General features: G+C 73.4%; 20 protein-coding genes. 10 read left to right on the plus strand and 10 right to left on the minus strand.

The genetic code is table 11. The features are described 5' to 3' along the window. The first annotated feature begins 57 nt into the window (after positions 1-57). From ACWHYA_RS00540 to ACWHYA_RS00550, 3 genes are all read left to right on the plus strand, one after another. Complete coding sequence (locus tag ACWHYA_RS00540) at positions 58-1,746, plus strand: DUF885 domain-containing protein (RefSeq protein ID WP_425939856.1); 1,689 nt, start codon at positions 58-60, stop codon at positions 1,744-1,746. Continuing rightward, complete coding sequence (locus ACWHYA_RS00545; protein ID WP_425939854.1) at positions 1,743-2,375, plus strand: Maf family protein; 633 nt, start codon at positions 1,743-1,745, stop codon at positions 2,373-2,375. Before ACWHYA_RS00540 ends, ACWHYA_RS00545 begins: the two co-directional genes overlap by 4 nt. Before the next feature lie 113 nt (positions 2,376-2,488). After that, positions 2,489-3,907: an NAD(P)/FAD-dependent oxidoreductase gene (locus ACWHYA_RS00550; protein ID WP_425939852.1), complete on the plus strand. Its 1,419-nt coding sequence runs from the start codon at positions 2,489-2,491 to the stop codon at positions 3,905-3,907. A 36-nt stretch (positions 3,908-3,943) separates the two neighbouring features. On the opposite strand, the gene paaE is transcribed toward ACWHYA_RS00550, so the two are convergent. The 5 genes from paaE to paaA all read right to left on the minus strand — a co-directional run bounded on the left by paaE (position 3,944) and on the right by paaA (position 7,769). Further along, positions 3,944-5,065, minus strand: a complete 1,122-nt coding sequence (gene paaE, locus ACWHYA_RS00555; protein WP_425939851.1) for a 1,2-phenylacetyl-CoA epoxidase subunit PaaE — start codon at positions 5,063-5,065, stop codon at positions 3,944-3,946. An 82-nt stretch (positions 5,066-5,147) separates the two neighbouring features. Then, entirely contained in the window at positions 5,148-5,675 is a 528-nt protein-coding gene (gene paaD / locus ACWHYA_RS00560) for a 1,2-phenylacetyl-CoA epoxidase subunit PaaD (protein WP_425939849.1), read from the minus strand. 17 nt (positions 5,676-5,692) lie between these two features. Next, positions 5,693-6,454, minus strand: coding sequence for a 1,2-phenylacetyl-CoA epoxidase subunit PaaC (gene paaC, locus ACWHYA_RS00565; protein ID WP_425939847.1), 762 nt, complete (start codon positions 6,452-6,454; stop codon positions 5,693-5,695). After that, positions 6,451-6,735: a 1,2-phenylacetyl-CoA epoxidase subunit PaaB gene (gene paaB / locus ACWHYA_RS00570; RefSeq protein WP_425939845.1), complete on the minus strand. Its 285-nt coding sequence runs from the start codon at positions 6,733-6,735 to the stop codon at positions 6,451-6,453. The genes paaC and paaB overlap by 4 nt, the downstream gene beginning before the upstream one ends. Further along, positions 6,732-7,769, minus strand: a complete 1,038-nt coding sequence (paaA, locus tag ACWHYA_RS00575) for a 1,2-phenylacetyl-CoA epoxidase subunit PaaA (RefSeq protein WP_425939843.1) — start codon at positions 7,767-7,769, stop codon at positions 6,732-6,734. The genes paaB and paaA overlap by 4 nt, the downstream gene beginning before the upstream one ends. Before the next feature lie 119 nt (positions 7,770-7,888). On the opposite strand from paaA, the gene ACWHYA_RS00580 reads away from it, so the two are divergent. The 6 genes from ACWHYA_RS00580 (at position 7,889) to ACWHYA_RS00605 (ending at position 11,531) form a co-directional block, all read left to right on the plus strand. Further along, the gene (locus ACWHYA_RS00580) at positions 7,889-8,563 is read left to right on the plus strand and encodes a GNAT family N-acetyltransferase (RefSeq protein ID WP_425939841.1); all 675 of its coding nucleotides are present in this window, start codon (positions 7,889-7,891) and stop codon (positions 8,561-8,563) included. After that, positions 8,560-9,366 carry an AzlC family ABC transporter permease gene (locus ACWHYA_RS00585; protein WP_425939839.1) on the plus strand — a complete coding sequence of 269 codons (807 nt, stop codon included), beginning with the start codon at positions 8,560-8,562 and terminating at the stop codon, positions 9,364-9,366. Before ACWHYA_RS00580 ends, ACWHYA_RS00585 begins: the two co-directional genes overlap by 4 nt. Next, the gene (locus tag ACWHYA_RS00590; RefSeq protein WP_425939837.1) at positions 9,363-9,668 is read left to right on the plus strand and encodes an AzlD domain-containing protein; all 306 of its coding nucleotides are present in this window, start codon (positions 9,363-9,365) and stop codon (positions 9,666-9,668) included. The genes ACWHYA_RS00585 and ACWHYA_RS00590 overlap by 4 nt, the downstream gene beginning before the upstream one ends. Further along, positions 9,659-10,825: a heparan-alpha-glucosaminide N-acetyltransferase domain-containing protein gene (locus ACWHYA_RS00595; protein WP_425939835.1), complete on the plus strand. Its 1,167-nt coding sequence runs from the start codon at positions 9,659-9,661 to the stop codon at positions 10,823-10,825. The genes ACWHYA_RS00590 and ACWHYA_RS00595 overlap by 10 nt, the downstream gene beginning before the upstream one ends. 25 nt (positions 10,826-10,850) lie before the next feature. After that, the gene (locus ACWHYA_RS00600; RefSeq protein ID WP_425939833.1) at positions 10,851-11,204 is read left to right on the plus strand and encodes a GntR family transcriptional regulator; all 354 of its coding nucleotides are present in this window, start codon (positions 10,851-10,853) and stop codon (positions 11,202-11,204) included. Between the two features lie 174 nt (positions 11,205-11,378). Beyond that, positions 11,379-11,531, plus strand: coding sequence for a hypothetical protein (locus ACWHYA_RS00605; protein WP_425939831.1), 153 nt, complete (start codon positions 11,379-11,381; stop codon positions 11,529-11,531). Between the two features lie 93 nt (positions 11,532-11,624). Here the strand turns inward: ACWHYA_RS00605 and ACWHYA_RS00610 are convergent, their stop codons facing one another. Further along, positions 11,625-14,201, minus strand: coding sequence for a polyribonucleotide nucleotidyltransferase (locus tag ACWHYA_RS00610; protein WP_425939829.1), 2,577 nt, complete (start codon positions 14,199-14,201; stop codon positions 11,625-11,627). 167 nt (positions 14,202-14,368) lie between these two features. Beyond that, positions 14,369-14,638, minus strand: coding sequence for a 30S ribosomal protein S15 (gene rpsO, locus ACWHYA_RS00615; RefSeq protein WP_425939827.1), 270 nt, complete (start codon positions 14,636-14,638; stop codon positions 14,369-14,371). 137 nt (positions 14,639-14,775) lie between these two features. Between rpsO and ACWHYA_RS00620 the strand changes: the two genes are divergently transcribed. Beyond that, positions 14,776-15,567, plus strand: a complete 792-nt coding sequence (locus tag ACWHYA_RS00620; protein WP_425939826.1) for a PIG-L deacetylase family protein — start codon at positions 14,776-14,778, stop codon at positions 15,565-15,567. A gap of 230 nt (positions 15,568-15,797) precedes the next feature. Here the strand turns inward: ACWHYA_RS00620 and ACWHYA_RS00625 are convergent, their stop codons facing one another. From ACWHYA_RS00625 to ppc, 3 genes are all read right to left on the minus strand, one after another. Further along, positions 15,798-16,637 carry an Fpg/Nei family DNA glycosylase gene (locus ACWHYA_RS00625; RefSeq protein ID WP_425939824.1) on the minus strand — a complete coding sequence of 280 codons (840 nt, stop codon included), beginning with the start codon at positions 16,635-16,637 and terminating at the stop codon, positions 15,798-15,800. A gap of 36 nt (positions 16,638-16,673) precedes the next feature. After that, the gene (locus ACWHYA_RS00630) at positions 16,674-17,336 is read right to left on the minus strand and encodes a PepSY domain-containing protein (protein ID WP_425939822.1); all 663 of its coding nucleotides are present in this window, start codon (positions 17,334-17,336) and stop codon (positions 16,674-16,676) included. 159 nt (positions 17,337-17,495) lie between these two features. Next, entirely contained in the window at positions 17,496-20,279 is a 2,784-nt protein-coding gene (gene ppc / locus ACWHYA_RS00635; protein WP_425939820.1) for a phosphoenolpyruvate carboxylase, read from the minus strand. Between the last annotated feature and the right edge of the window lie 5 nt (positions 20,280-20,284).

Genomic DNA, 20,284 nt, shown 5'->3' on the forward strand with positions numbered 1-20,284 from the left:
GGTCCGCGCCGCAGACCTCCTGCCGTCCCCACGACCCCTGGGGGTAGCGTCGGCCCCGTGAACGAGACCTCGCAGAATCGCCCACAGACCGACATCGACCGCCTGGCCGAGGCCCACCTCGACGCGGCGGTGGCCCTCAGCCCGATGGAGGCGACCTACCTGGGGGTGCCCGGCGCCGACGACCGGATCGACGACCTCTCGATCGAGGGGCTGCGCGCCCGGCGGGACCTGTGCACCACCACCCTGGAGCAGCTCGACCGGCTCGAGCCCCAGGACGACACCGACAGGGTGACGGTCTCCGCGCTCCGCGAGCGGCTCGGCCTGGAGGTCGAGGAGCTCGACCTCGTCCTGGGTGGTCGCGCTCCGGTGGACCTCAACGTCATCGCGTCCGCGCCCCAGGACGTCCGCGACATCTTCGACCTCATGGGCAAGGAGACCGAGGAGCACTGGCGCACCGTCGCCGCGCGGCTCGACAACGTCCCCCGGGCCCTGGAGCAGTTCGCCTCCGCCCTGACCTGGTCGGCCGAGCAGGGCCAGGTCGCGCCACGTCGCCAGGTGGTCAGGGTCGCGGAGCAGTGCCGGGACCAGGCCGAGGAGGGCACTAGCACCTACGACGCCCTCCTGGAGGAGGCGGCCGAGCAGCCGGAGGAGGTGCGTGGCCTCCTGGCGGCGGCGGCCGGCTCGGCCAAGGCCGCCTTCGGCGCCCTGGCCACGTTCCTGGACGAGCTGGCTCCCCAGGCTCCCGAGTCCGACGCCTGCGGAAGGGAGCTGTACTCCCTGCGCTCCCGCAGCTTCCTCGGGGCGGTCATCGACCTGGAGGAGACCTACGTCTGGGGCCAGGAGGAGCTGGCCCGCATCACCCGGATGATGGAGGAGACGGCCGAGCAGATCCGCCCCGGCGCCACCGTCAAGGAGGCGGTGCAGATCCTCGACGACGACCCGGCATACCAGCTCGAGGGCACCGAGGCGCTGCGCGGGTGGATGCAGGTCAAGGCCGACGAGGCGGTTGCCAACCTGGCCGGCAGCCACTTCGACGTCCCCGGGCCCGTGCGCCGGATCGAGTGCATGATCGCCCCCAGCCAGACGGGCGGGATCTACTACACCGGCCCCTCGGAGGACTTCTCCCGGCCCGGGCGGATGTGGTGGTCGGTGCCCCAGGGGGTCACCCGGTTCTCCACCTGGCGCGAGCTGACGACCGTCTACCACGAGGGCGTCCCGGGCCACCACCTGCAGATCGGGCAGACCGTCTACCGCTCCGAGCTGCTCAACCGCTGGCGCCGGCTCGCCTCCGGGACGTCCGGGCACGCCGAGGGCTGGGCGCTCTACAGCGAGTGGCTGATGGCCGACCTGGGCTACATGGACGACCCGGGCGACCGGCTGGGGCTGCTGGACGGCCAGTCCCTGCGGGCCGCCCGCGTCGTGCTCGACATCGGCGTGCACTGCGGCTTCGAGGCGCCGAAGGAGGTCGGCGGCGGTGCGTGGACCTACGACAAGGCCTGGGAGTTCCTCAACAACCACGTCAACATGGACGAGGGGTTCGTCCGCTTCGAGCTCGACCGGTACCTGGGCTGGCCCGGGCAGGCCCCGTCCTACAAGGTGGGCGAACGGCTGTGGCTGGAGCTGCGCGACGGGGCCAGGCGCCGCGAGGGGGCGGACTTCGACCTCAAGGCCTTCCACCGGCGGGCCCTCGACATCGGCGGCGTCGGGCTGGACACCCTGCGGGCGGCCGTCCTGGGCGAGCTGTGAGCCTCTCCGTCCCGCTCGTGCTGGCCTCCGCCTCCCCCGCGCGCCGGGCCAGCCTGGCGAGCGCGGGCGTGGAACCGGAGGTGGTGGTCTCGGGGGTGGACGAGGACGCCGCCCTCGCCCGGGCGCAGGAGAGGTATGGCGTGCTCCCGCCCGCCGACGTGGCGCTCACCCTCGCGCGGGCCAAGTGCGAGGCGGTCGTGGGACAGCAGGACCCCGACGCCCTCGTCCTGGGTTGCGACTCCGTGCTCGAGCTGGACGGGGAGACCTACGGCAAGCCCGCCGACGCTCCCACGGCCACCGAGCGGTGGCGCCGCATGCGGGGCCGGTCCGGCACGCTGCACACCGGCCACTGGGTCGTCGACAACCGCGAGGGCGGGACAGGGGCCACCCTGGGTGCGACCGCGTCCACCGTCGTCCACTTCGCCGACCTCGACGACGAGGAGGTCGACGCCTACGTCGCCACGGGCGAGCCCCTGCACGTGGCCGGGGCGTTCACCGTCGACGGGCTGGGCGGGCCCTACGTGCGCGGCATCGAGGGCGACTACCACGCCGTCGTCGGGGTGAGCCTGCCGCTGCTGCGCGAGCTGCTCGGCGAGATCGGGGTGGCCTGGCACGCGCTGCGCGGCTGAGCGCCGGTTCCCCGACCGACCGGCCGGGTCCCCGCACCGGCTCCGGACCCGGCTCGGGGTCCGTCACGGCCGGGTGCCACGATGGGGCGACGAAGGGTCGACGAGGAGGTCGGATGTCGGGCACGCGAAGGGTCGCCGTCGTCGGCGCCGGGATGGTCGGGCTGGCGACGGCCTGGCACCTGCAGGCGCACGGGGTCGAGGTCACCGTCCTGGACCGCGAGGGGGTCGCCGCCGGTGCCTCCTGGGGCAACGCGGGCTGGCTCACCCCGGCGATGGCCACCCCCCTGCCCGAGCCGGCCGTGCTGCGCTACGGCGTCCGGGCCCTGGTGAACCCGGGGTCACCGGTCTACCTCCCGCCCCGGGCCGATCCGCAGCTGCTCCGGTTCGTCGGCGGGTTCGTGCGGCACAGCACCATGGGCCGCTGGGAGAGGGCCATGCGGTCCCTGCTCCCCCTCAACGACCGCGCGCTGGACGCGTTCGACCACCTCGTCGAGCACGGCGTCGACGGCACGGTGCGGGACGCCGACCCGCTGATGGCCTGCTACACCGACGTGCGGCACGTCAAGGTGCTGCTGGACGAGTTCCGGCACATCGCCCGTGCCGGCGGGCACGTCGACCATGAGCTGATCTCCGGCCAGGAGGCCCGCCGGCGCGAGCCGGCCGTGTCCGAGGCGGTCGAGGCCGCCGTGCTCATCCGGGGTCAGCGCTTCCTCGACCCGGTCCGGTTCGTGGCGGCCCTCGCGGACTCCGTGCGGCACCGGGGCGGCTCCCTGCTGACGCGGGCCGAGGTGACCGGGCTGGTGGACCGGGGCGACCACGTCGAGCTGCGGACCCGGAGGGGTGAGCAGGCAGGTGGCGGGCACGACGGTGACAGCCGGGGCACGGGAGACGGTGGCAGCCGGGGCACGGACGACCGTGGCAGCCGGGGCACGGACGACGGGGGCGCCGGCCGCTACGACGCCGTCGTCGTCGCCACGGGCGCCTGGTTGGGCGACCTCGTCGCACCGTTCGGGGTCCGGCACGTCGTGCAGGCCGGCCGGGGCTACTCCTTCAGCGTCGAACCCGAGCGGGTGCCCGCGGGTCCGCTCTACCTGCCCGAGGCCCGGGTCGCGGTGACGCCGCTGGGCGACCGGGTCCGGGTGGCCGGGATGATGGAGTTCCGCCGGCCCGACGAGCCGCTGGACCCCCGGCGGATCCGGGCCATCGTCGACTCCGTCCGGCCGATGCTGGCGGGGATCCCCCTGGACGACCGTCAGGACGAGTGGGTCGGGTCGCGGCCCGTCACCGCCGACGGGCTGCCGCTCGTCGGACGGACCACCTCCGAGCGCGTCTTCGTCGCGGGCGGGCACGGCATGTGGGGCATCACCCTGGGGCCGGTCACCGGACACCTGCTCGCGGAGCAGATCGTCACCGGCCGGGTGCCGCCCGAGCTGCGTCCGCTGGACCCGCTCCGCCGGATCGCGTGGGCACCGTCCCGGGCGGGACGGCGGCCCGTCCCGGGGGCGGGCAGCGCCTCCCTCCCGGGTGCCTGAGACGGGTCCGTCCCCGCCCGGACGTCGGGACCGTTCTCAGGCGTCGTAGTCGATCGTCACGGTGTCCGAGACCGGGTGCGACTGGCACATGAGGCGGTAGCCCCGCTCGACCTCGTCGGGCTCGAGGGCGTAGTTGCGGTCCATCCGGACCTCCCCGTCGAGCACCTTGGCGCGGCAGGTGCCGCAGACGCCGCCGGTGCAGGAGAAGGGCGCGTCCGGGCGCTCGCGCAGGGTGGCGTCGAGGATCGACTCGGCCCGCGTGGACATGGGCACCGTGGTCGTGCGCCCGTCCAGCGTCACGCTGACGACGGCCTCCGGCGGCGCACCGGGGTCGACCGGCTCGACGACGGGTGGCGGCGCGATGCCGCCGCTGTCGTCGACGTGGAAGATCTCGTGGTGCACGTGCTCGGGGTCCACCCCCCGCTCGGCCAGGACGGCCCGGGTGCTCTCGACCATGCCGAACGGACCGCACAGGTACCACTCGTCGACCTCGTCCTCGGGCACGAACGTGGCCAGCAGCTCCTCGAACTTCTCGCGGTCGATCCGCCCGGTGAACAGCTCCAGGTCCTGCCGCTCCCGGGAGAGCACGGTGAAGAGGGTGAACCGCCCCGGGAAGCGGTTCTTCAGGTCCATCAGCTCCTCGAGGAACATGATCGAGTCCGTGCGCCGGTTGCCGAAGACCAGCGTGGCCCGCGAGTCCGGCTCCTCCTCCAGCGCCGTGGTCAGCAGCGACAGCACCGGGGTGATGCCCGAGCCGGCGGCGACGGCGACGTGGTGCCGGGCGGTCGCGGGGTCGGTGGGGCACACGAACGAGCCGAGGGGGCTCATCACCTGCAGGGTGTCCCCGGGCCGGACGTGCTCGTTGAGCCAGGTGGACATCACCCCGCCGGGCACGCGGGCCGAGGCGACCCGGACCTCGCCCCGACGACGGGACTCGGCCCGGGAGATGCAGCAGGAGTAGGACCGGCGCACGTCCTGACCGTCGACGGTGGCCCGCACGGTCAGGTGCTGCCCGGGCCGGAAGTCGAACTCCTCGCGCAGCTCCTCCGGCACGGCGAAGCTGATGGCCACCGCGTCGTCGGTGAGCCGGTCGACGCGGGTGACGGTCAGGTCGTGGAAGGCGGCACGCCGACGGGTCGGCTGCTGGATCAGGGCCAACGGGCTCTCCTTGTGGGGGCTGGACCGGGGTATGGCGTGTCGGTCGGTGCGGGGGCACGGGGGGGACCCTCCGTGCGTGCGTCTAGATCGTCTTGAACTCGTCGAACGGCTCGCGGCAGGACAGGCACCGCCGCAGCGCCTTGCAGGCGGTGGAGCCGAACCGGGCCAGCTCCTCGGTCTCGGTCGACCCGCACCGGGGGCAGGCCACCTGTCGCACGGACAGCCCCACCGGGACCGGCCCGTGGGCCCGCTGACCGGTGGGCGGGGCGATGCCGAAGCGCAGCAGCTGCTCACGCCCCTGCTCGCTCATCCAGTCGGTGGTCCAGGCCGGCGCGAGCCGGGTGACCACCTCGACCGGCACGCCGGCGCGGGCGCCCGCGGCGACCACGTCCTCCTCCATGACCCGCATCGCGGGGCACCCGGAGTAGGTCGGGGTGATCGTCACCCGCAGCCCCGGACCCTGCGGGGTGTCGACCCGCTCGACCTCCCGGACGACGCCCAGGTCGTCGATGCTGATGACCGGGATCTCGGGGTCGGGCACGGCACGGACGGCCCGTTCGACCTCGTCGAGGTCCGGGCGGGCGGTGCCGGTGCCGGTGCGTGACGTCATACCCGCGGCACCTCCCCTCACCAGGTGGCGCCGGGGTGGCTGCGCGCGATGTGCTGCATCTCGGCCAGCAGGAAACCCATGGCCTCGGAGTGCAGGCCCTCCCGTCCGCCGCGGGCGTGCCAGCGGGGGGCGTCGGGCACGGTGAGCGTGGCCCGCCCGAGGACCTCGTGCACCGCCGTGGTCACCGGCTCCGCGAGGCTGGACGGCAGGACGCCGATCCCCTGGTCCGCGGCCCAGCGGGCGGCGTCGTGGTCCTCGCCCAGCTCGGCGACGTAGGGCTGGACCGCCTCGAGGGCGGCCTGCATGCGGGCGTGGCTCTCGTCGGTGCCGTCGCCCAGCCGCAGCACCCACTGGGTGGCGTGGTCGCGGTGGTAGTCGACCTCCTTGACCGCCTTGCGGGCCACCCCGGCCAGCGTCTCGTCGGCGGAGTCGACCAGCCGCGCGTAGAGCTCGCACTGGTAGCTGGAGAACCACAGCATCCGCGCCATCTCGGAGGCGAAGTCGCCCCGGGGCTGCTCGACGAGCTGGACGTTGCGGAACTCCCGCTCGTCGCGCAGCATCGCCAGGTCGTCCTCGTCGCGGGGCGGGTCCGCGCCCTCGACCTCGCCGGCGCGGGTCAGCAGCGCCCGCGCCTGGCCGAGCAGGTCCAGCCCCACGTTGCCCAGCGCCATGTCCTCCTCGATCTGGGGGGCGTGGGTGAGCCACTCCCCCAGCCGCTGGGCGTAGATCAGCGCGTCGTCGCCCAGGCCGAGGAGGTAGGCGGTGTGCAGGCCGCTCACAGGTACTCCACGTCCTCGGGGACGTCGTAGAACGTCGGGTGCCGGTAGACCTTGTCCGCGGCCGGGTCGAAGAAGCTGTCCCGCTCGTCGGGGCTGGAGGCGGTGATGTCCTCCGAGGCCACGACCCAGATGGAGACGCCCTCCTGCCGACGGGTGTAGAGGTCCCGGGCGTTGCGCAGGGCCATCTCGGCGTCGGGGGCGTGCAACGAGCCCACGTGCGCGTGCGACAGGCCCCGGCGGGCGCGGACGAAGACCTCCCACAGCGGCCAGGTCGAGCTCATGCCACCGCTCCCTGCTCCGCCCGGGCGGCGACCTTCCCGGCGTGGACGGCGGCCGCCTCGCGGACCCAGGCGCCGTCCTCGTGGGCGGCCACGCGGGTGGCGATGCGCTGTTCGTTGCAGGGACCGTCGCCCTTGAGCACGCGCCAGAACTCGTCCCAGTCGATGTCGCCGAAGTCCCAGTGCCCGCGCTCCTCGTTCCAGCGCAGGTCGGCATCGGGCAGGACGATGCCCAGCTTGTGGGCCTGCGGCACCGTCATGTCGACGAACCGCTGGCGCAGGTCGTCGTTGGTGAACCGCTTGATGCCCCACGCCATCGACTGCGCCGTGTGGCCCTGGGTGGCCTTCTCGCCCGAGTCGGGGGGGCCGAACATCATCAGGGCGGGCCACCACCAGCGGTCGGCCGCGTCCTGCAGCATCGCCCGCTGGGCCTCGGTGCCCTTCGACAGCGTCCAGAGGATCTCGAACCCCTGGCGCTGATGGAAGGACTCCTCCTTGCACACGCGCACCATCGCCCGGGCGTAGGGGCCGTAGGAGCAGCGGCACAGCGGCACCTGGTTCATGATCGCGGCGCCGTCGACCAACCAGCCGATCGCCCCCACGTCGGCCCACGTCAGGGTCGGGTAGTTGAAGATCGAGGAGTACTTCTGCTGCCCCGAGTGCAGCTTGTCGAGCAGCTCCGACCGGTCCACGCCGAGCGTCTCGGCGGCGGAGTAGAGGTAGAGCCCGTGCCCGGCCTCGTCCTGCACCTTGGCCATGAGGATCGCCTTGCGGCGCAGGCTGGGGGCCCGGGAGATCCAGTTGCCCTCCGGCTGCATGCCGATGATCTCCGAGTGCGCGTGCTGGGCGATCTGCCGGATCAGGGTCTTGCGGTAGGCCTCCGGCATCGCGTCGCGCGGCTCGATCCGCTGGTCGTCGGCGACCAGCCGGTCGAAGTAGGCCATGTGCTCGGCCAGCGCCTGCTGGTAGTCCTCGGTCTCGGTGGCGTTGAGCGGCGTCTGCTGGTCGGCGCCCTCGCCGAAGTCGTTGCCGTACATGTCTCCAGTGTGCCAGAGACCACCCGGTGCCCTGTGACAGAAGTTTCGTCGTCCGTCGATCCGATGTCATACCGGGCGGTCCCGCCGGCCGGTGCCGACGGGGTGGGAGACTGGACCCGATGAGCACCGACCACCCCGACCCCGCCCCCGACCACCCGTCCACCGCCGACCACCCGCACGGGCACGACCACGGCCACGGCCACGACCACGGACATGGGCATGACCACGACCACGGCGCCGCTGCCCCCGGTCCGCTCGCGGACGCCGCCGTGCGGACCGCACGCCCCAGCGACGCCCCCGCCGTGGGCCTGGTCCAGGCCTTCGTCTGGCAGCACGAGCTGCGGGACCTGCTCTCCTCCGACCTGCTCGACGCCCTCACCGGGCCGCGCTTCGCGGCCGTGTGGCGCCGGTCCCTGGAGTCTCCGCCGACACCGCGCCACCGCCTGCTCGTCGCCACCGCCGGCCCGCAGGTCGTCGGGTACGTCGCCGTGGGGCCGGCGGAGGAGGAGCCCGGCCTGGTGACCGGGCGCACGGGAGTGCTCCTCGAGGGCGGCGTCCACCCGGAGGCCCGTCGGGCGGGGCACGGCTCCCGCCTGCTCAACGCCGCGGTGGACACGCTGCGCGCCGGCTCGGACGACCTCGACGCCGTGATCACCTGGGTGCTGGCCGACGCGGAGGGCACCCGCGCCTTCCTGCAGAGCGCCGGGTTCGCCCCCGACGGCGCCTGGCGGGACCGGGTGGTCGACGACGACGGACGGACGGCCCGCGAGGTGCGCCTGGTGGCAGGACTGTGAGCACCGGCCCCACGGCATACCCGCTCCCCTGGTGGCGCACGCCCGCCGCCCGGCAGGGGCTGGCCGTGGGGCTGGTCGGTCTCTACGGCGTCAGCGCCGGCGCCCTGGGCGTCGCCGCCGGGCTCAGCGTCTGGCAGACCGTGCTGACCTCGCTGCTCATCTTCAGCGGCGGCTCGCAGTTCGCCCTGTACGGCGTGCTCGGCTCCGGCGGAGGAGCGGCGGCGGCCGTGGCGACCTCCACGCTGCTGGGCCTGCGCAACGGGTTCTACGGGCTCGAGCTGTCCCGGATCCTGCGGCCCGGCCCGCTCCTGCGTCCGCTCACCGCCCACCTGACGATCGACGAGTCGACCGCGGTTGCCCTTGCCCAGGACACGCGCGAGCAGGCCCGGGTCGGCTTCTTCACGACCGGCGTGACCCTGTTCGTCGTCTGGCAGAGCACGACCCTGCTGGGGGCGCTGGCGGGCGAGGCGATGGGCGACCCCCGGGACTACGGCCTGGACGCCGCCGCCGCCGCGGCCTTCGTCGCTCTCGTCTGGCCGCGGCTGGTCGGCCGCGGACCCGGCGGGCGCACCGGGCCGCTGGCCACGGCGGTCCTGGCGATGGTCCTGACCCTGGTCAGCGCCCCGTTCGTGCCGACCGGCGTGGAGGTGCTCGTGGGGGCCACGGCCGCCCTCGTCGTCGGCCTGCCGGCCCGCCGCGGACGCGACGGCGACCCCGGCCCGCCGCTGCCGGTGACCCGGGACGCCACGCCGGGCCGGCACGGTGGACCCCACGGCGGGCACGTGCAGGAGGGGGTCCGGTGACGCTGTGGATCGCCGTGCTCGGTGCCGGCGCGCTGGCCTACGGGCTCAAGCTCGGCGGCTACCTGGTGCCCGAACGGATCCTCGAGGTGCCGTGGATCGACCGGGTCGTGCCCCTGCTGACCGTGGCCCTGCTCAGCGCGCTCATCATCACCCAGGGCTTCCTGGCCGACGGGGTCCCCACGCTCGACGCCCGGGCCGCCGGCGTCGGCGTCGCCGTGGTGCTGCTGGTCCTGCGGGCCCCCTTCCTCGTCGTCGTGGCGCTCGCCGCGCTCACCGCCGCGCTGGTCCGACTGTGGGCCTGACGCCCGAGCACGCGACGGCCACGACCGCCCGGGCGTCGGGGCGGGTGGTCGCCGTCGACGTCGCCCGCGCGCTGGCGCTGCTCGGCATGTTCGCCGCCCACCTGGTCCCGGCCCGCGACGCGGACGCGGCCCGCGGCGTGGACCCGCTCTTCGAGCTGGTCGCCGGCCGCTCCTCGGCCCTGTTCGCCGTGCTCGCCGGCGTGAGCATCGCCCTGCTGACCAGGGACGTCCGATCGGGCGGGACCGGACACCGGCGGCGGCTGCTCGTCCGTGCGCTCCTGGTCGCCGTCCTGGGCCTGTGGCTGGGCCTGCTCGGATCGGGGCTGGCCGTGATCCTCACCTTCTACGGCGTGCTCTTCTGCTGCGCCCTGCCGGTGCTGGGCTGGGGCCCCGGCCGTCTGGCCGCGCTGGCGGTGGGCTGGGGGCTGCTCTCCCCCGTCGTCAGCCTGCTGCTGCGCCGGGAGCTGGGACCGCCCCAGCCCGTCGTCCCCTCGCTGGTCTCGCTGGCCGAGCCGCTCGAGCTGGCCCGGGAGCTGCTGCTCACCGGGTACTACCCGGTGCTCACCTGGGCCACCTACCTCTTCGTCGGCATGGCGGTGGGCCGGCTCGACCTGCGCCGCGCCGTCTGGGGGCCGCGGCTGGCGCTCGTGGGTGCCTGGACGGCCGCGCTCGCCCTGGCCGTCTCGGCCGGCGTCACGCGCTCGGCCGGTCCCCGGGCCGAGCTGCAGGAGACGTGGTGGCGCCCCGGGACCCCCTGGGCCGAGCTCGTCGTCGAGCTGCGCCGCGGCCTGTACGGCGTGCACCCGGCCGGGTCGCCCTGGTGGCTGGGCGTGTGGTCCCCGCACAGCGGCAGCATCGCCGACCTGGCGCACACGAGCGGGTGCGCGCTGCTGGTCCTGGGGCTGCTCCTGCTGGCCGTCCGGGTGCTGCCGGGGGTGCCGTGGTGGCTGCTCGCCGGGGCCGGGTCGATGACGCTGACGCTCTACACCACCCACGTCGTCGTCATGGCCAGCGCCCTGGGGGTCGGGGGGCATGCCGCGCTCCTCGCCCACGCGGGCGCGGCCGTGCTGGTGGGGTCCTTGTTCGTCCGGTCCGGGGTCAAGGGACCGCTGGAGGCTGGGGTGGCGGCGGTCACCCGCCAGGTGGGGCCGCCCTGAGCAGGCAGGATGACATGCTGGGCCGATGAGCCTGACCGTCGACCCGGGCGCGACGACCCCCGTCTTCCAGCAGATCTGCGACCAGGTGGTCGCCTCCGTGAGGGAGGGGCGGCTGGCCGCGGGTGCCCGGCTCCCGACCGTGCGGCAGCTCGCGTCCGACCTGGGTGTGGCGACGAACACGGTGGCCAAGGCCTACCGCCAGCTCGAGTCGGAGGGGCACGTCCAGACCCGCGGCCGGCACGGCACCGTCGTGCTGCCCCCTCCCGGCAGCGGCGCCGGGGGCCGCGCGCTCGGCACCGCCGACGCCTTCGTCGCCGAGGCCCGGCGCAGCGGGCTGAGCCTCGAGGAGGCCGTCGGCCTGCTGCGCTCGCGGTGGTGACCGGCCCGTTCATCTGACGTTCATCTTCTGCAGGTGCGGTGCACGACGCTCACCTGCGAAAACACGCCGGTCGACATCCGTTGTCTATCTTTCGTTCACGCTTTCATGTACGGTAGGTGAACAGAAGATGAACGAGGCCAGGTCGGAACGACGACCGGCAAGGAGGTGGACACCATGACCCAGGTCCGAGAACTGCGCAGGACGCCGCGCCCCAGCGTGATGTCGTGGGTCCCCGTGACCGACGCCCACGGGCGCACGCGGATGGAGATGCGCTGGAACGTCGCCGAGGACGTCCGGCCGGCGCGCGCCGCCCGGACGGCCGCCTGAAGGCACCGACCACGCACGACGACCCACGCACGACGAAAGGGCGGGCCCGGACGCGAAGTCCGGGCCCGCCCTTGGTCGTGCGGGCGGGGAGGATCAGCCCTCGGAGGAGCCGCCCTCGGCGTCGCCGCCACCCTCACCGGTGCCGCTGCCGCCGCGTCCGCGGCCGCCCCGACGCCGACGCTGACGACGGGGGCGGTCGCCACCCTCGGGATCGGCGTCGGACCCGTCGTTCGCGTCGCTCGCGCCGGACCCGTCGTTCGCGTCGTCCGACCCGGCGGCGTCATCGGCCTGCTCGGCCGGGGCGTCCGCCACGGGGACCTGGGTCTCGGCACCCGGCAGCTGCGGGGCCTCGGCCGCGGCGGCCGCCGTCTGCACCTCGGACTGCTCGGCACCCTGGCCTGCGTCGTCCGACGACGACCCGTCCGAGCTCCCGTCCTCGGAGCCCTCGGCCACGACGGCCGCGAGCGACAGCTTGCCGCGCGGGTCGATCTCCTTGAGCTCGACCTGGACCTTCTGGCCCACCGAGAGCACGTCCTCGACCGCGTCGATGCGACGGCCGCCGACGAGCTTGCGGATCTCGGAGATGTGCAGCAGACCGTCCTTGCCCGGGAGCAGGGAGATGAACGCCCCGAAGGTCGTGGTCTTGACCACGGTCCCCAGGAAGCGCTCGCCCACCTCGGGCATCTGCGGGTTGGCGATCGCGTTGACGGCCGCGCGGGCGGCCTCGGCCGAGGGGCCGTCGGTCGCGCCGATGTAGACCGTGCCGTCGTCCTCGATCGAGATGTCGGCGCCGGTGTCCTCCTGGATCTGGTTGATCATCTTGCCCTTCGGGCCGATGACCTCGCCGATCTTGTCGACCGGCACCTTCACCGTGATGACGCGCGGGGCGTAGGGGCTCATCTCGTCGGGGACGTCGATGGCCTCGTTCATCACGTCGAGGATGTGCAGCCGGGCCTCGCGGGCCTGGGTCAGCGCGCTCCCGAGGACCTCGGCGGGGATGCCGTCGAGCTTGGTGTCCAGCTGGATCGCGGTGACGAACTCCTTGGTGCCGGCGACCTTGAAGTCCATGTCGCCGAAGGCGTCCTCGGCACCGAGGATGTCGGTGAGGGCGGCGTACTGCGTCTTGCCGTCGACCTCCGCCGAGACCAGGCCCATCGCGATGCCGGCGACCGGGGCACGCAGAGGCACACCGGCGTTGAGCAGCGACATCGTGGACGCGCAGACCGAGCCCATCGAGGTCGAACCGTTGGAGCCAAGCGCCTCGGACACCTGGCGGATGGCGTAGGGGAACTCCTCGCGGGTCGGCAGGACCGGCATGAGGGCACGCTCGGCGAGCGCGCCGTGCCCGATCTCGCGACGCTTGGGCGAGCCCACGCGGCCGGTCTCACCCGTGCTGTAGGGCGGGAAGTTGTAGTTGTGCATGTAGCGCTTGCGGCTCACCGGCGAGAGGGTGTCCAGCTGCTGCTCCATCCGGAGCATGTTGAGCGTGGTGACACCCATGATCTGGGTCTCGCCGCGCTCGAAGATCGCCGAGCCGTGCGCCCGCGGGATGACCTCGACCTCGGCGCTGAGCGCGCGGATGTCGCGCAGTCCACGGCCGTCGATGCGGACCTCGTCGCGCAGGATGCGCTCGCGGATCAGCTTCTTCTGCACGGCGCGGTAGGCGGCGTTCAGTTCCTTGTCCCGGCCGGCGAAGGGCGCGTCCTCGGTGACGTCCGAGTCACCGGCGGCGTCCCAGTGCAGGCCGAGCAGCTTGCCCTTCATCGCGATCTTGATCTCGTCGATCCGGTGCTCGCGCTCCTGCTTGCCGGAGATCTGCAGCGCCTCGGCGAGGTCGGCCGAGGTGGCCTCCTCCACGGCGGCGTAGGCGTCGTCCTCGTAGTCGAGGAAGCGCGGGAACTCCTGGACCTCCTTGGCGGAGCCGGCGGCCAGCTGGGCCTGGGCCTCGCACAGAGCCTTGATGAACGTCTTGGAGGCCTCCAGACCCTCGGCGACGACCTCCTCGGTCGGGGCCTGCTTGCCCTCGTTCTTCACCAGGTCCCAGGTGGCGTCGGTGGACTCGGCCTCGACCATCATGATCGCGACGTCGTCCCCCACGACCCGGCCGGCGACGACCATGTCGAAGGTCGACCGCTCGCTGTCGGAGAAGTTGGGGAAGGCGACCCACTGACCGTCGATCAGGGAGACGCGGGTGGCACCGATGGGGCCGCTGAAGGGCAGCCCCGAGATCTGCGTCGACGCGCTCGCCGCGTTGATCGCCAGCACGTCGTACTGGTGGTCGGGGTTGAGCGAGAGGACGGTGATGACGACCTGGACCTCGTTGCGCAGGCCCTTGGCGAAGGTCGGGCGCAGCGGTCGGTCGATGAGCCGGCAGGTGAGGATGGCGTCGGTCGACGGCCGGCCCTCACGCCGGAAGAAGCTGCCGGGGATCTTGCCCGCGGCATACATGCGCTCCTCGACGTCCACCGTCAGCGGGAAGAAGTCGAAGTGGTCCTTGGGGTGCTTGCCCGCCGTCGTGGTCGACAGCAGCATGGTGTCGTCGTCGAGGTAGGCGGTGACGGAGCCGCCGGCCTGCCTGGCCAGGCGTCCGGTCTCGAACCGGACGGTGCGGGTGCCGAAGCTGCCGTTGTCGATCTGGGCTTCGGCGAACGTGATCTCTGGACCCTCCATGGGCCCTCCTTTGCATCTCTTCCTCAGCTCGGGGCATCGTCGTTGTGCCCGGCTGTGTCCTTCTGGTGGGCACGCGTCTCGCGTCCCCTGGGTCAGGCTAGCGAGAGCCCGGCCCTACGCAGAAGGAGCGGTCCCCGATCCTTCGGGAACCGCTCCCCCTGCGACGTTCAGCGGCGCAGGCCGAGACGCTTGATCAGCGACCGGTAGCGCTCGATGTCGACCTGCTCGAGGTAGCGCAGCAGACGCTTGCGCTTGCCGACGAGCAGCAGCAGACCACGACGGGAGTGGTGGTCGTGCTTGTGCTCGCGCGAGTGCTCGGTGAGCTCCTTGATGCGGTGCGTCAGCAGCGCGACCTGCACCTCGGGCGAGCCGGTGTCGCCCTCGGTCGTGGCGTACTCCTTGATGATCTCCTGCTTGGCGGCAGTCTCGTTCGCCATGGGCGACTCCTTCGTGTCGTTGCGCGGCGCAACCCGGGCCTGTCCACCGGGGCACTCTGGATCCGCGGCCGTCATGACGGCATCGATCAGATTATCAGCGCGCCCCGACGGTGCCCTAATCGTCCTAGGCTGGCTGTATGACGCTCCTCCCCTTCCCGACGGACTGGCGGTCCGCGCTCGTCGTGGTCGCCCACCCCGACGACATCGAGTACGGCACCGCCGCGGCGGTCGCCGCGTGGACGGCTGCGGGCAAGGAGGTCACCTACCTGCTCGTGACCCGCGGCGAGGCCGGCATCGACACCATGCCGCCGGAGGAGGCCGCCGATGTCCGCGAGCAGGAGGAGCGCGACGGGGCGCGGGAGGTGGGCGTGGAGGACGTGCGCTTCCTCGAGGGCTTCCCCGACGGCACGCTCGTGGGCGGGCTGGAGCTGCGGCGGGCGCTGGCGCGCGAGATCCGTCGGGTGCGTCCCGACGTGGTTCTCACGCAGACCTACGCCGAGCGCTTCGCCGGCGGCATGCTCAACCAGGCCGACCACCGGGTGGTGGGCCTGGAGGTCCTCGACGCGGTCGCCGCTGCCGGCAACCGCTGGATCTTCCGCGACCTGCTCCACGAGGGGCTGGACCCGTGGGCGGGGGTGCGCTGGCTCGGCTGGGTCGGCGCGGAGGCCACCCACGAGCTGGACGTCACCGAGCACTTCGAGGCCGCCGTCCGTTCCCTGGAGGCGCACCGGGCCTACAACGAGGCCCTGCCCGACGACTTCCCCTCGCCCCGCCAGCTGCTGACGCAGATCCTCGCGGTCGACCAGGGCGGCGAGGGAGCCCCTGACGGCGCAGGCACCCCGGTCAGCCCAGGCACCCCGGACACCCCAGGCACCCCGACCGACCGGCCCGTCCGTTACCGCTGGACCGTCGACCTCGTCGAGCGCTGAGCTCGCCCGGTTCACCTGCTCCCTTTTCCACACGAGGAATCTCTGTCAGTGCAGGGGAAACATCCCCTGGATCCGCCCCCCGATCCCGACGAGTTTCGTTGCTCGACGCGACCCACCGGGTGGACGACGGGGACATGCAGCCGTTGCGGTGGCCCGAGGACGGCGACGTGGCCGGGACACAGCGAACGAGCGGAGCACTCCCGCAACGGCGTCCGCCGCAGCCCCGGCACTCAGGTGCGTCGCTGGCAGTTGCCGCACCAGAACAGGTTCCGACCGGCCACCACCTTGTGGCGCACGGTGGACCCGCACCGCAGGCACGGCATACCGGTGCGCTGGTAGACGGCGAACTCGCGCGGCACGACCGGGGTCTCGCCCCGCTCCAGCGCCGCGACGGTGTCCTCGAGGACGTCGTCGAGGGTGATGATCGTCCCGGTCCGCACGCCCCAGGGCATCAGCCGGACGAGGTCGTCCCAGACGAGCTGCCACGACGCGCGTTTGAGCGAGCGCCCCGGGCGGAGCGGGTGCAGCCGGTGGCGCCAGAGCACCTCGCACCGGTAGATGTTCCCCACCCCCGCCACCACGGTCTGGTCCATGAGGAGCTCGGCGAGGGTCTTGCCCGAGCGGGAGATCCTCCGGTATGCCGTGTCCGCGGCGGTCCCGTCGTCGGGCTGGAGGGGATCCGGGCCCTGGCGGGCCACGAGGCGGTCGACCTCCTGCTCGTCGACGACCTCGCAGGCCATCGGTCCCCGCAGGTCGGCGACGTGGAGGCCGTCCTCGATGCGCAGACGCACCTCGCCGACGACCGGGGGTCCGCTCTCGCGGTGGTCCTCGGCGACGGGCAGGACGAACCACTTGCCGATGAGGCCGAGGTGCACGTAGAGGGTGCGCCCCTCGGCGAAGTCGACGAAGAGCAGCTTGCCGTGCGCCCAGGACCGCTCCAGCACGCTGCCGTCCAGCTGCGCCGCGCCGTCGACGAACCGGCCCTGGGGGCTGCTGACGTGCGGGAGGGTGCCGGCGAAGGCGGTGTCGATCGCACCGGCGAGCCGGTGCAGCGTGTGTCCTTCGGGCATGGGCCCCATCCTCGCAGGACGGGCACCGTCCCGAGGTCAGCCCTCGGAGGAGACGACCTCGCCGGTGGTGGTGCCGACCTTCACGTCGACCTCGTTCCCGTTGTCGGTGTCGTCGAGGGAGACGTCCCAGACCCAGGTGCCGTCCTCGTCGTCCAGCTCGACGTCGTCCAGCCCGCCGCCGACCTCGGCGACGGCCGTCCCCACGGCCTCGGCGAGGGTCACCACGGCCGCCTCGAGCGCGGCCCGGTCCTCCTCGTCGAGGTCGTCGTCCTCGGTCTCCACCACGGTGCCGTCGGGACCGACGGTCACCTCCACGGAGCGGCCGTCGACGGCGACGTCCACCTCCCAGCCACCGTCACCGTCCTCGTCGTCCAGCGCGTACGCGGTCCCGCCCGCCTCGGCCTCGGCGGTCTCGACGGCCGCGAGCCCGGATGCGGTGGGGTCGAAGGATCCGGCGTCACCAGAGGCTGAGGCGGTGCCGTCGTCGGTGCCGGTGGCGTCGTCGGTGCCGCTCGCGTCCTCGGAGCCCGTGCTGTCGTCGTCGGTCCCCTCGTCGTCCTCCGGCGCGGGCGCGGGCACGGCGCTGGGGGTGGCGTCGGCGGTGGGCGTGGCTCCCGGGTCCTCGTCGCCGCCGCAGGCGGTGAGGGTCAGCCCGAGGGCGAGGGTCATGGCCAGGGTGGTCGTCCGTGAGGTCCTCATGTCACCAGGATGCCCCTCCGGCATGAGACGTGCTCTCATGAGACGCCTCTCATTGCTCCGGTCCCGTCCGCCGCACCGGCCGGACTCCCGTCGACGGCGTGGCTCCCTCAGCCGGTGTCGCGCGCTCCGGCGGCCACCCCGTCGACGGTGGCACGCCCGTCAGCCGGTGTTGCGCAGACCGGCGGCCACCCCGTTGACGGTGGCCAGGAGCACCCGCTGCAGCTGCTGGGTCTCCTCCTCGGCGACCTCGTCCTCGCCGTCCTCCCGCAGCCGTCGCAGCAGCTCGACCTGCAGGTAGGAGATGGGGTCCAGGTAGTTGTCCCGCACGGCCAGCGTGCGCTTGAGGACGGGCTGGTCGTCGAGCAGGTCCTCCTCGCCCGTCAGCGCCTTGAGCTCGGAGACGGTGAGCTCGAACTCGGTCCGGATGTCGTCGAAGACGTGCCGCAGCTCCGCAGGGACGAGCGTCTCGACGTAGTGCGCCGCGATGTCCAGGTCGGTCTTGGCGACCGTCATCTCCACGTTCGACAGCACAGCGGCGAAGAAGTGCCAGCGCTCCAGCATCTCGCTGAGGGTCTCGCCGTGACCCGCCTCCCGCGCCGCCTTGAGCCCCGACCCGACCCCGTACCACCCCGGCACGATCTGCCGCGTCTGCGTCCAGCCGAAGACCCACGGGATGGCCCGCAGCCCCTCCAGCCCGGCCCCGGTGTCGGGCCGCTTGGACGGGCGCGAGCCGATGTTGAGCGCGCCCAGCTGGTCCACGGGCGTGGCGGCGACGAAGTAGGCCGGCAGGTCGGGGTCCTCGATGAGGCGGCGGTAGGCGGTGAACGCGGCGTCGCTGGCCACGTCCATCACCGCTCCGTAGCGCTCCCGCTCCGCGGCCGTCGTCCGGGGGTCGCGGTGCAGGGCGGACGCGCGCAGGACGGCCGCCAGCGACAGCTCGAGGTTCTCCTTGGCCAGCGCGGGCAGGGAGTACTTGTCGGAGATGACCTCCCCCTGCTCGGTGAACTTGATCTCGCCCTCGAGCACCCCGTTGGGCTGGGCCAGGATCGCGTCGTAGGTGGGGCCGCCGCCGCGACCGACCGACCCTCCGCGCCCGTGGAAGAGCCGCAGCCGGACCCCGTGCCGGGCCGCGACGTCGCGCAGCGCGCGCTGGGCCTGGTGGATCGCCCACTGGCTGGTCAGCACACCCGCCTGCTTGTTGGAGTCGGAGTAGCCGAGCATGACCTCCTGCACGTCGCCGCGCAGCCGCACCACCTCGCGGTAGGACGGGGTGGACAGCAGCGTGTCCACCAGCTCGGCCGCGCCACGGAGCTCGTCGATCGTCTCCAGGAGGGGGGCGAAGCCGACCCGGGCGAAGGCCCCCTGACCGGCGGCGTCCCCGCGCAGGTCGACCAGCCCGGCCTCCCGGGCGAGCACCGCGGGCGCCAGCACGTCGTCGGGCCCCTGCGTCATCGAGACGATGTAGGTCTCCACGACCGCCTCGCCGTAGGTCTGCACCGCGTGCCGGATCTCGTCGAAGATCGCCAGCACCGGGCCACGGGCGGCGGCGCGGGTCAGCAGGGGGCGGCGGGAGCCGAGCTCCTCGGCCAGCACACGGGTGCGCCCGGGCCGATCGAGCGCGGCATACCCCTCCGCACCCGCGGCGCCGACGGCGTCGAGCATCGGCCCGAGCTCGGCGTGGTGCTTCTCGGCGTGCTCGCGCACGTCGAGGGTGGCCAGGTGCAGGCCGGTGCCGGCGAGGGTCTGGGCCGCGCGCGCGACCCGGCCGTCGGCGACCAGCCCGCCCCCGTGCTCGCGCAGGGAGTCGGCCACCACCTGCAGGTCGGCCACGATCTCGTGACCGTCGGCGTAGTCGCGGCCCGGTTCGTGCTCGCTCAACCGGTCCAGGCGGGTCGCCGTGTTGAGCAGCTTGGCCCGCACGCAGGTGAGCTTGAGCCGGTAGGGCTCCTGGGCGTTCAGCTCGAGCACCCGCGGGTCAAGGCCGGGCAGGTGGCGCAGGTCCTCCTCGAGCGAGGCGCGCAGCTGCGGGGCCACGTCGACGATCTCGGTGGAGGAGGACAGCTGGGAGATGAGCACGTCCACCAGCGCCAGGGCGACGGTGACGGCGTGTCGGCCCTGCAGCTGCAGGATCTCGCGGGTCACCTCCGGCGTGACGAACGGGTTGCCGTCCCGGTCGCCCCCGATCCAGGAGCCGAACCGCAGCGGCGGGCGGGTGACGTCGACGGCCACGCCGTGCACGGCCAGCAGGTCGCCCAGGTCCCCCAGCAGGTCGGGCATCGTCTCGGTCAGCACCTCGTCGAGGTAGTACATCGCGTTGCGCGCCTCGTCCATGGGGGTCGGACGGGTCTGGCGCAGCTCGTCGGTCTGCCAGACGAGGTCGACCAGCTCGGCCAGGTCCCGGTCCTGCCGGCGGCGGGCGACGGTGTCCGGCTCGGTCGGCACGGCCAGCACGTCCGCCAGGTGGCGGATCTTGGTGAGCACGCTGCGGCGCGACGCCTCGGTCGGGTGGGCGGTGAAGACGGGCCGCACGTCCAGCTCGGCGACGGTGCTGGCCAGCAGCTCCGCACCGCCGGCCTCGACCACGTCGCGCACCGCCGAGGTGAGCCAGCCGTCCGCCTCGGCGCGGGAGGTCAGCGTGCGCACGCGGTGCACCTGCTCGGCGGCGTTGGCGAGGTGGAAGTATGCCGCGAACGCGCGGACGAGGGCGCTCGCGCGCTCCGGCGGCAGGTCGGCCAGGACGGCCCGGACCTCCTCGGCCGCGCCGGCGTCACCCTCCTTGCTGGCCTTGGTGGTCAGCCGGACCTGCTCCACGGCGTCCAGCAGCTCCTGCCCGTGGTGGCGCACCAGAGCCTGGCCCAGCAGGGTGGAGACCCGCCGGACGTCGGCGCGCAGCTCGGGGCTGATCGGGTCGTGCAGGTCGGGCTGGTCTGGCTCGTCGGTCACGCGGC

The sequence above is a fragment of the Ornithinimicrobium carbonis genome (assembly GCF_977012275.1).

Bases quoted from the DNA above. Each gene is read 5' to 3' on its own strand.
- ACWHYA_RS00550 (WP_425939852.1), top strand. From the start codon at position 2,489: ATGTCGGGCACGCGAAGGGTCGCCGTCGTCGGCGCCGGGATGGTCGGG.
- paaD (WP_425939849.1), bottom strand. From the start codon at position 5,675: ATGACGTCACGCACCGGCACCGGCACCGCCCGCCCGGACCTCGACGAG.
- paaB (WP_425939845.1), bottom strand. From the start codon at position 6,735: ATGAGCTCGACCTGGCCGCTGTGGGAGGTCTTCGTCCGCGCCCGCCGG.
- paaA (WP_425939843.1), bottom strand. From the start codon at position 7,769: ATGTACGGCAACGACTTCGGCGAGGGCGCCGACCAGCAGACGCCGCTC.
- ACWHYA_RS00580 (WP_425939841.1), top strand. From the start codon at position 7,889: ATGAGCACCGACCACCCCGACCCCGCCCCCGACCACCCGTCCACCGCC.
- ACWHYA_RS00600 (WP_425939833.1), top strand. From the start codon at position 10,851: ATGAGCCTGACCGTCGACCCGGGCGCGACGACCCCCGTCTTCCAGCAG.
- ACWHYA_RS00605 (WP_425939831.1), top strand. From the start codon at position 11,379: ATGACCCAGGTCCGAGAACTGCGCAGGACGCCGCGCCCCAGCGTGATG.
- ACWHYA_RS00610 (WP_425939829.1), bottom strand. From the start codon at position 14,201: ATGGAGGGTCCAGAGATCACGTTCGCCGAAGCCCAGATCGACAACGGC.
- rpsO (WP_425939827.1), bottom strand. From the start codon at position 14,638: ATGGCGAACGAGACTGCCGCCAAGCAGGAGATCATCAAGGAGTACGCC.
- ACWHYA_RS00620 (WP_425939826.1), top strand. From the start codon at position 14,776: ATGACGCTCCTCCCCTTCCCGACGGACTGGCGGTCCGCGCTCGTCGTG.
- ACWHYA_RS00625 (WP_425939824.1), bottom strand. From the start codon at position 16,637: ATGCCCGAAGGACACACGCTGCACCGGCTCGCCGGTGCGATCGACACC.
- ACWHYA_RS00630 (WP_425939822.1), bottom strand. From the start codon at position 17,336: ATGAGGACCTCACGGACGACCACCCTGGCCATGACCCTCGCCCTCGGG.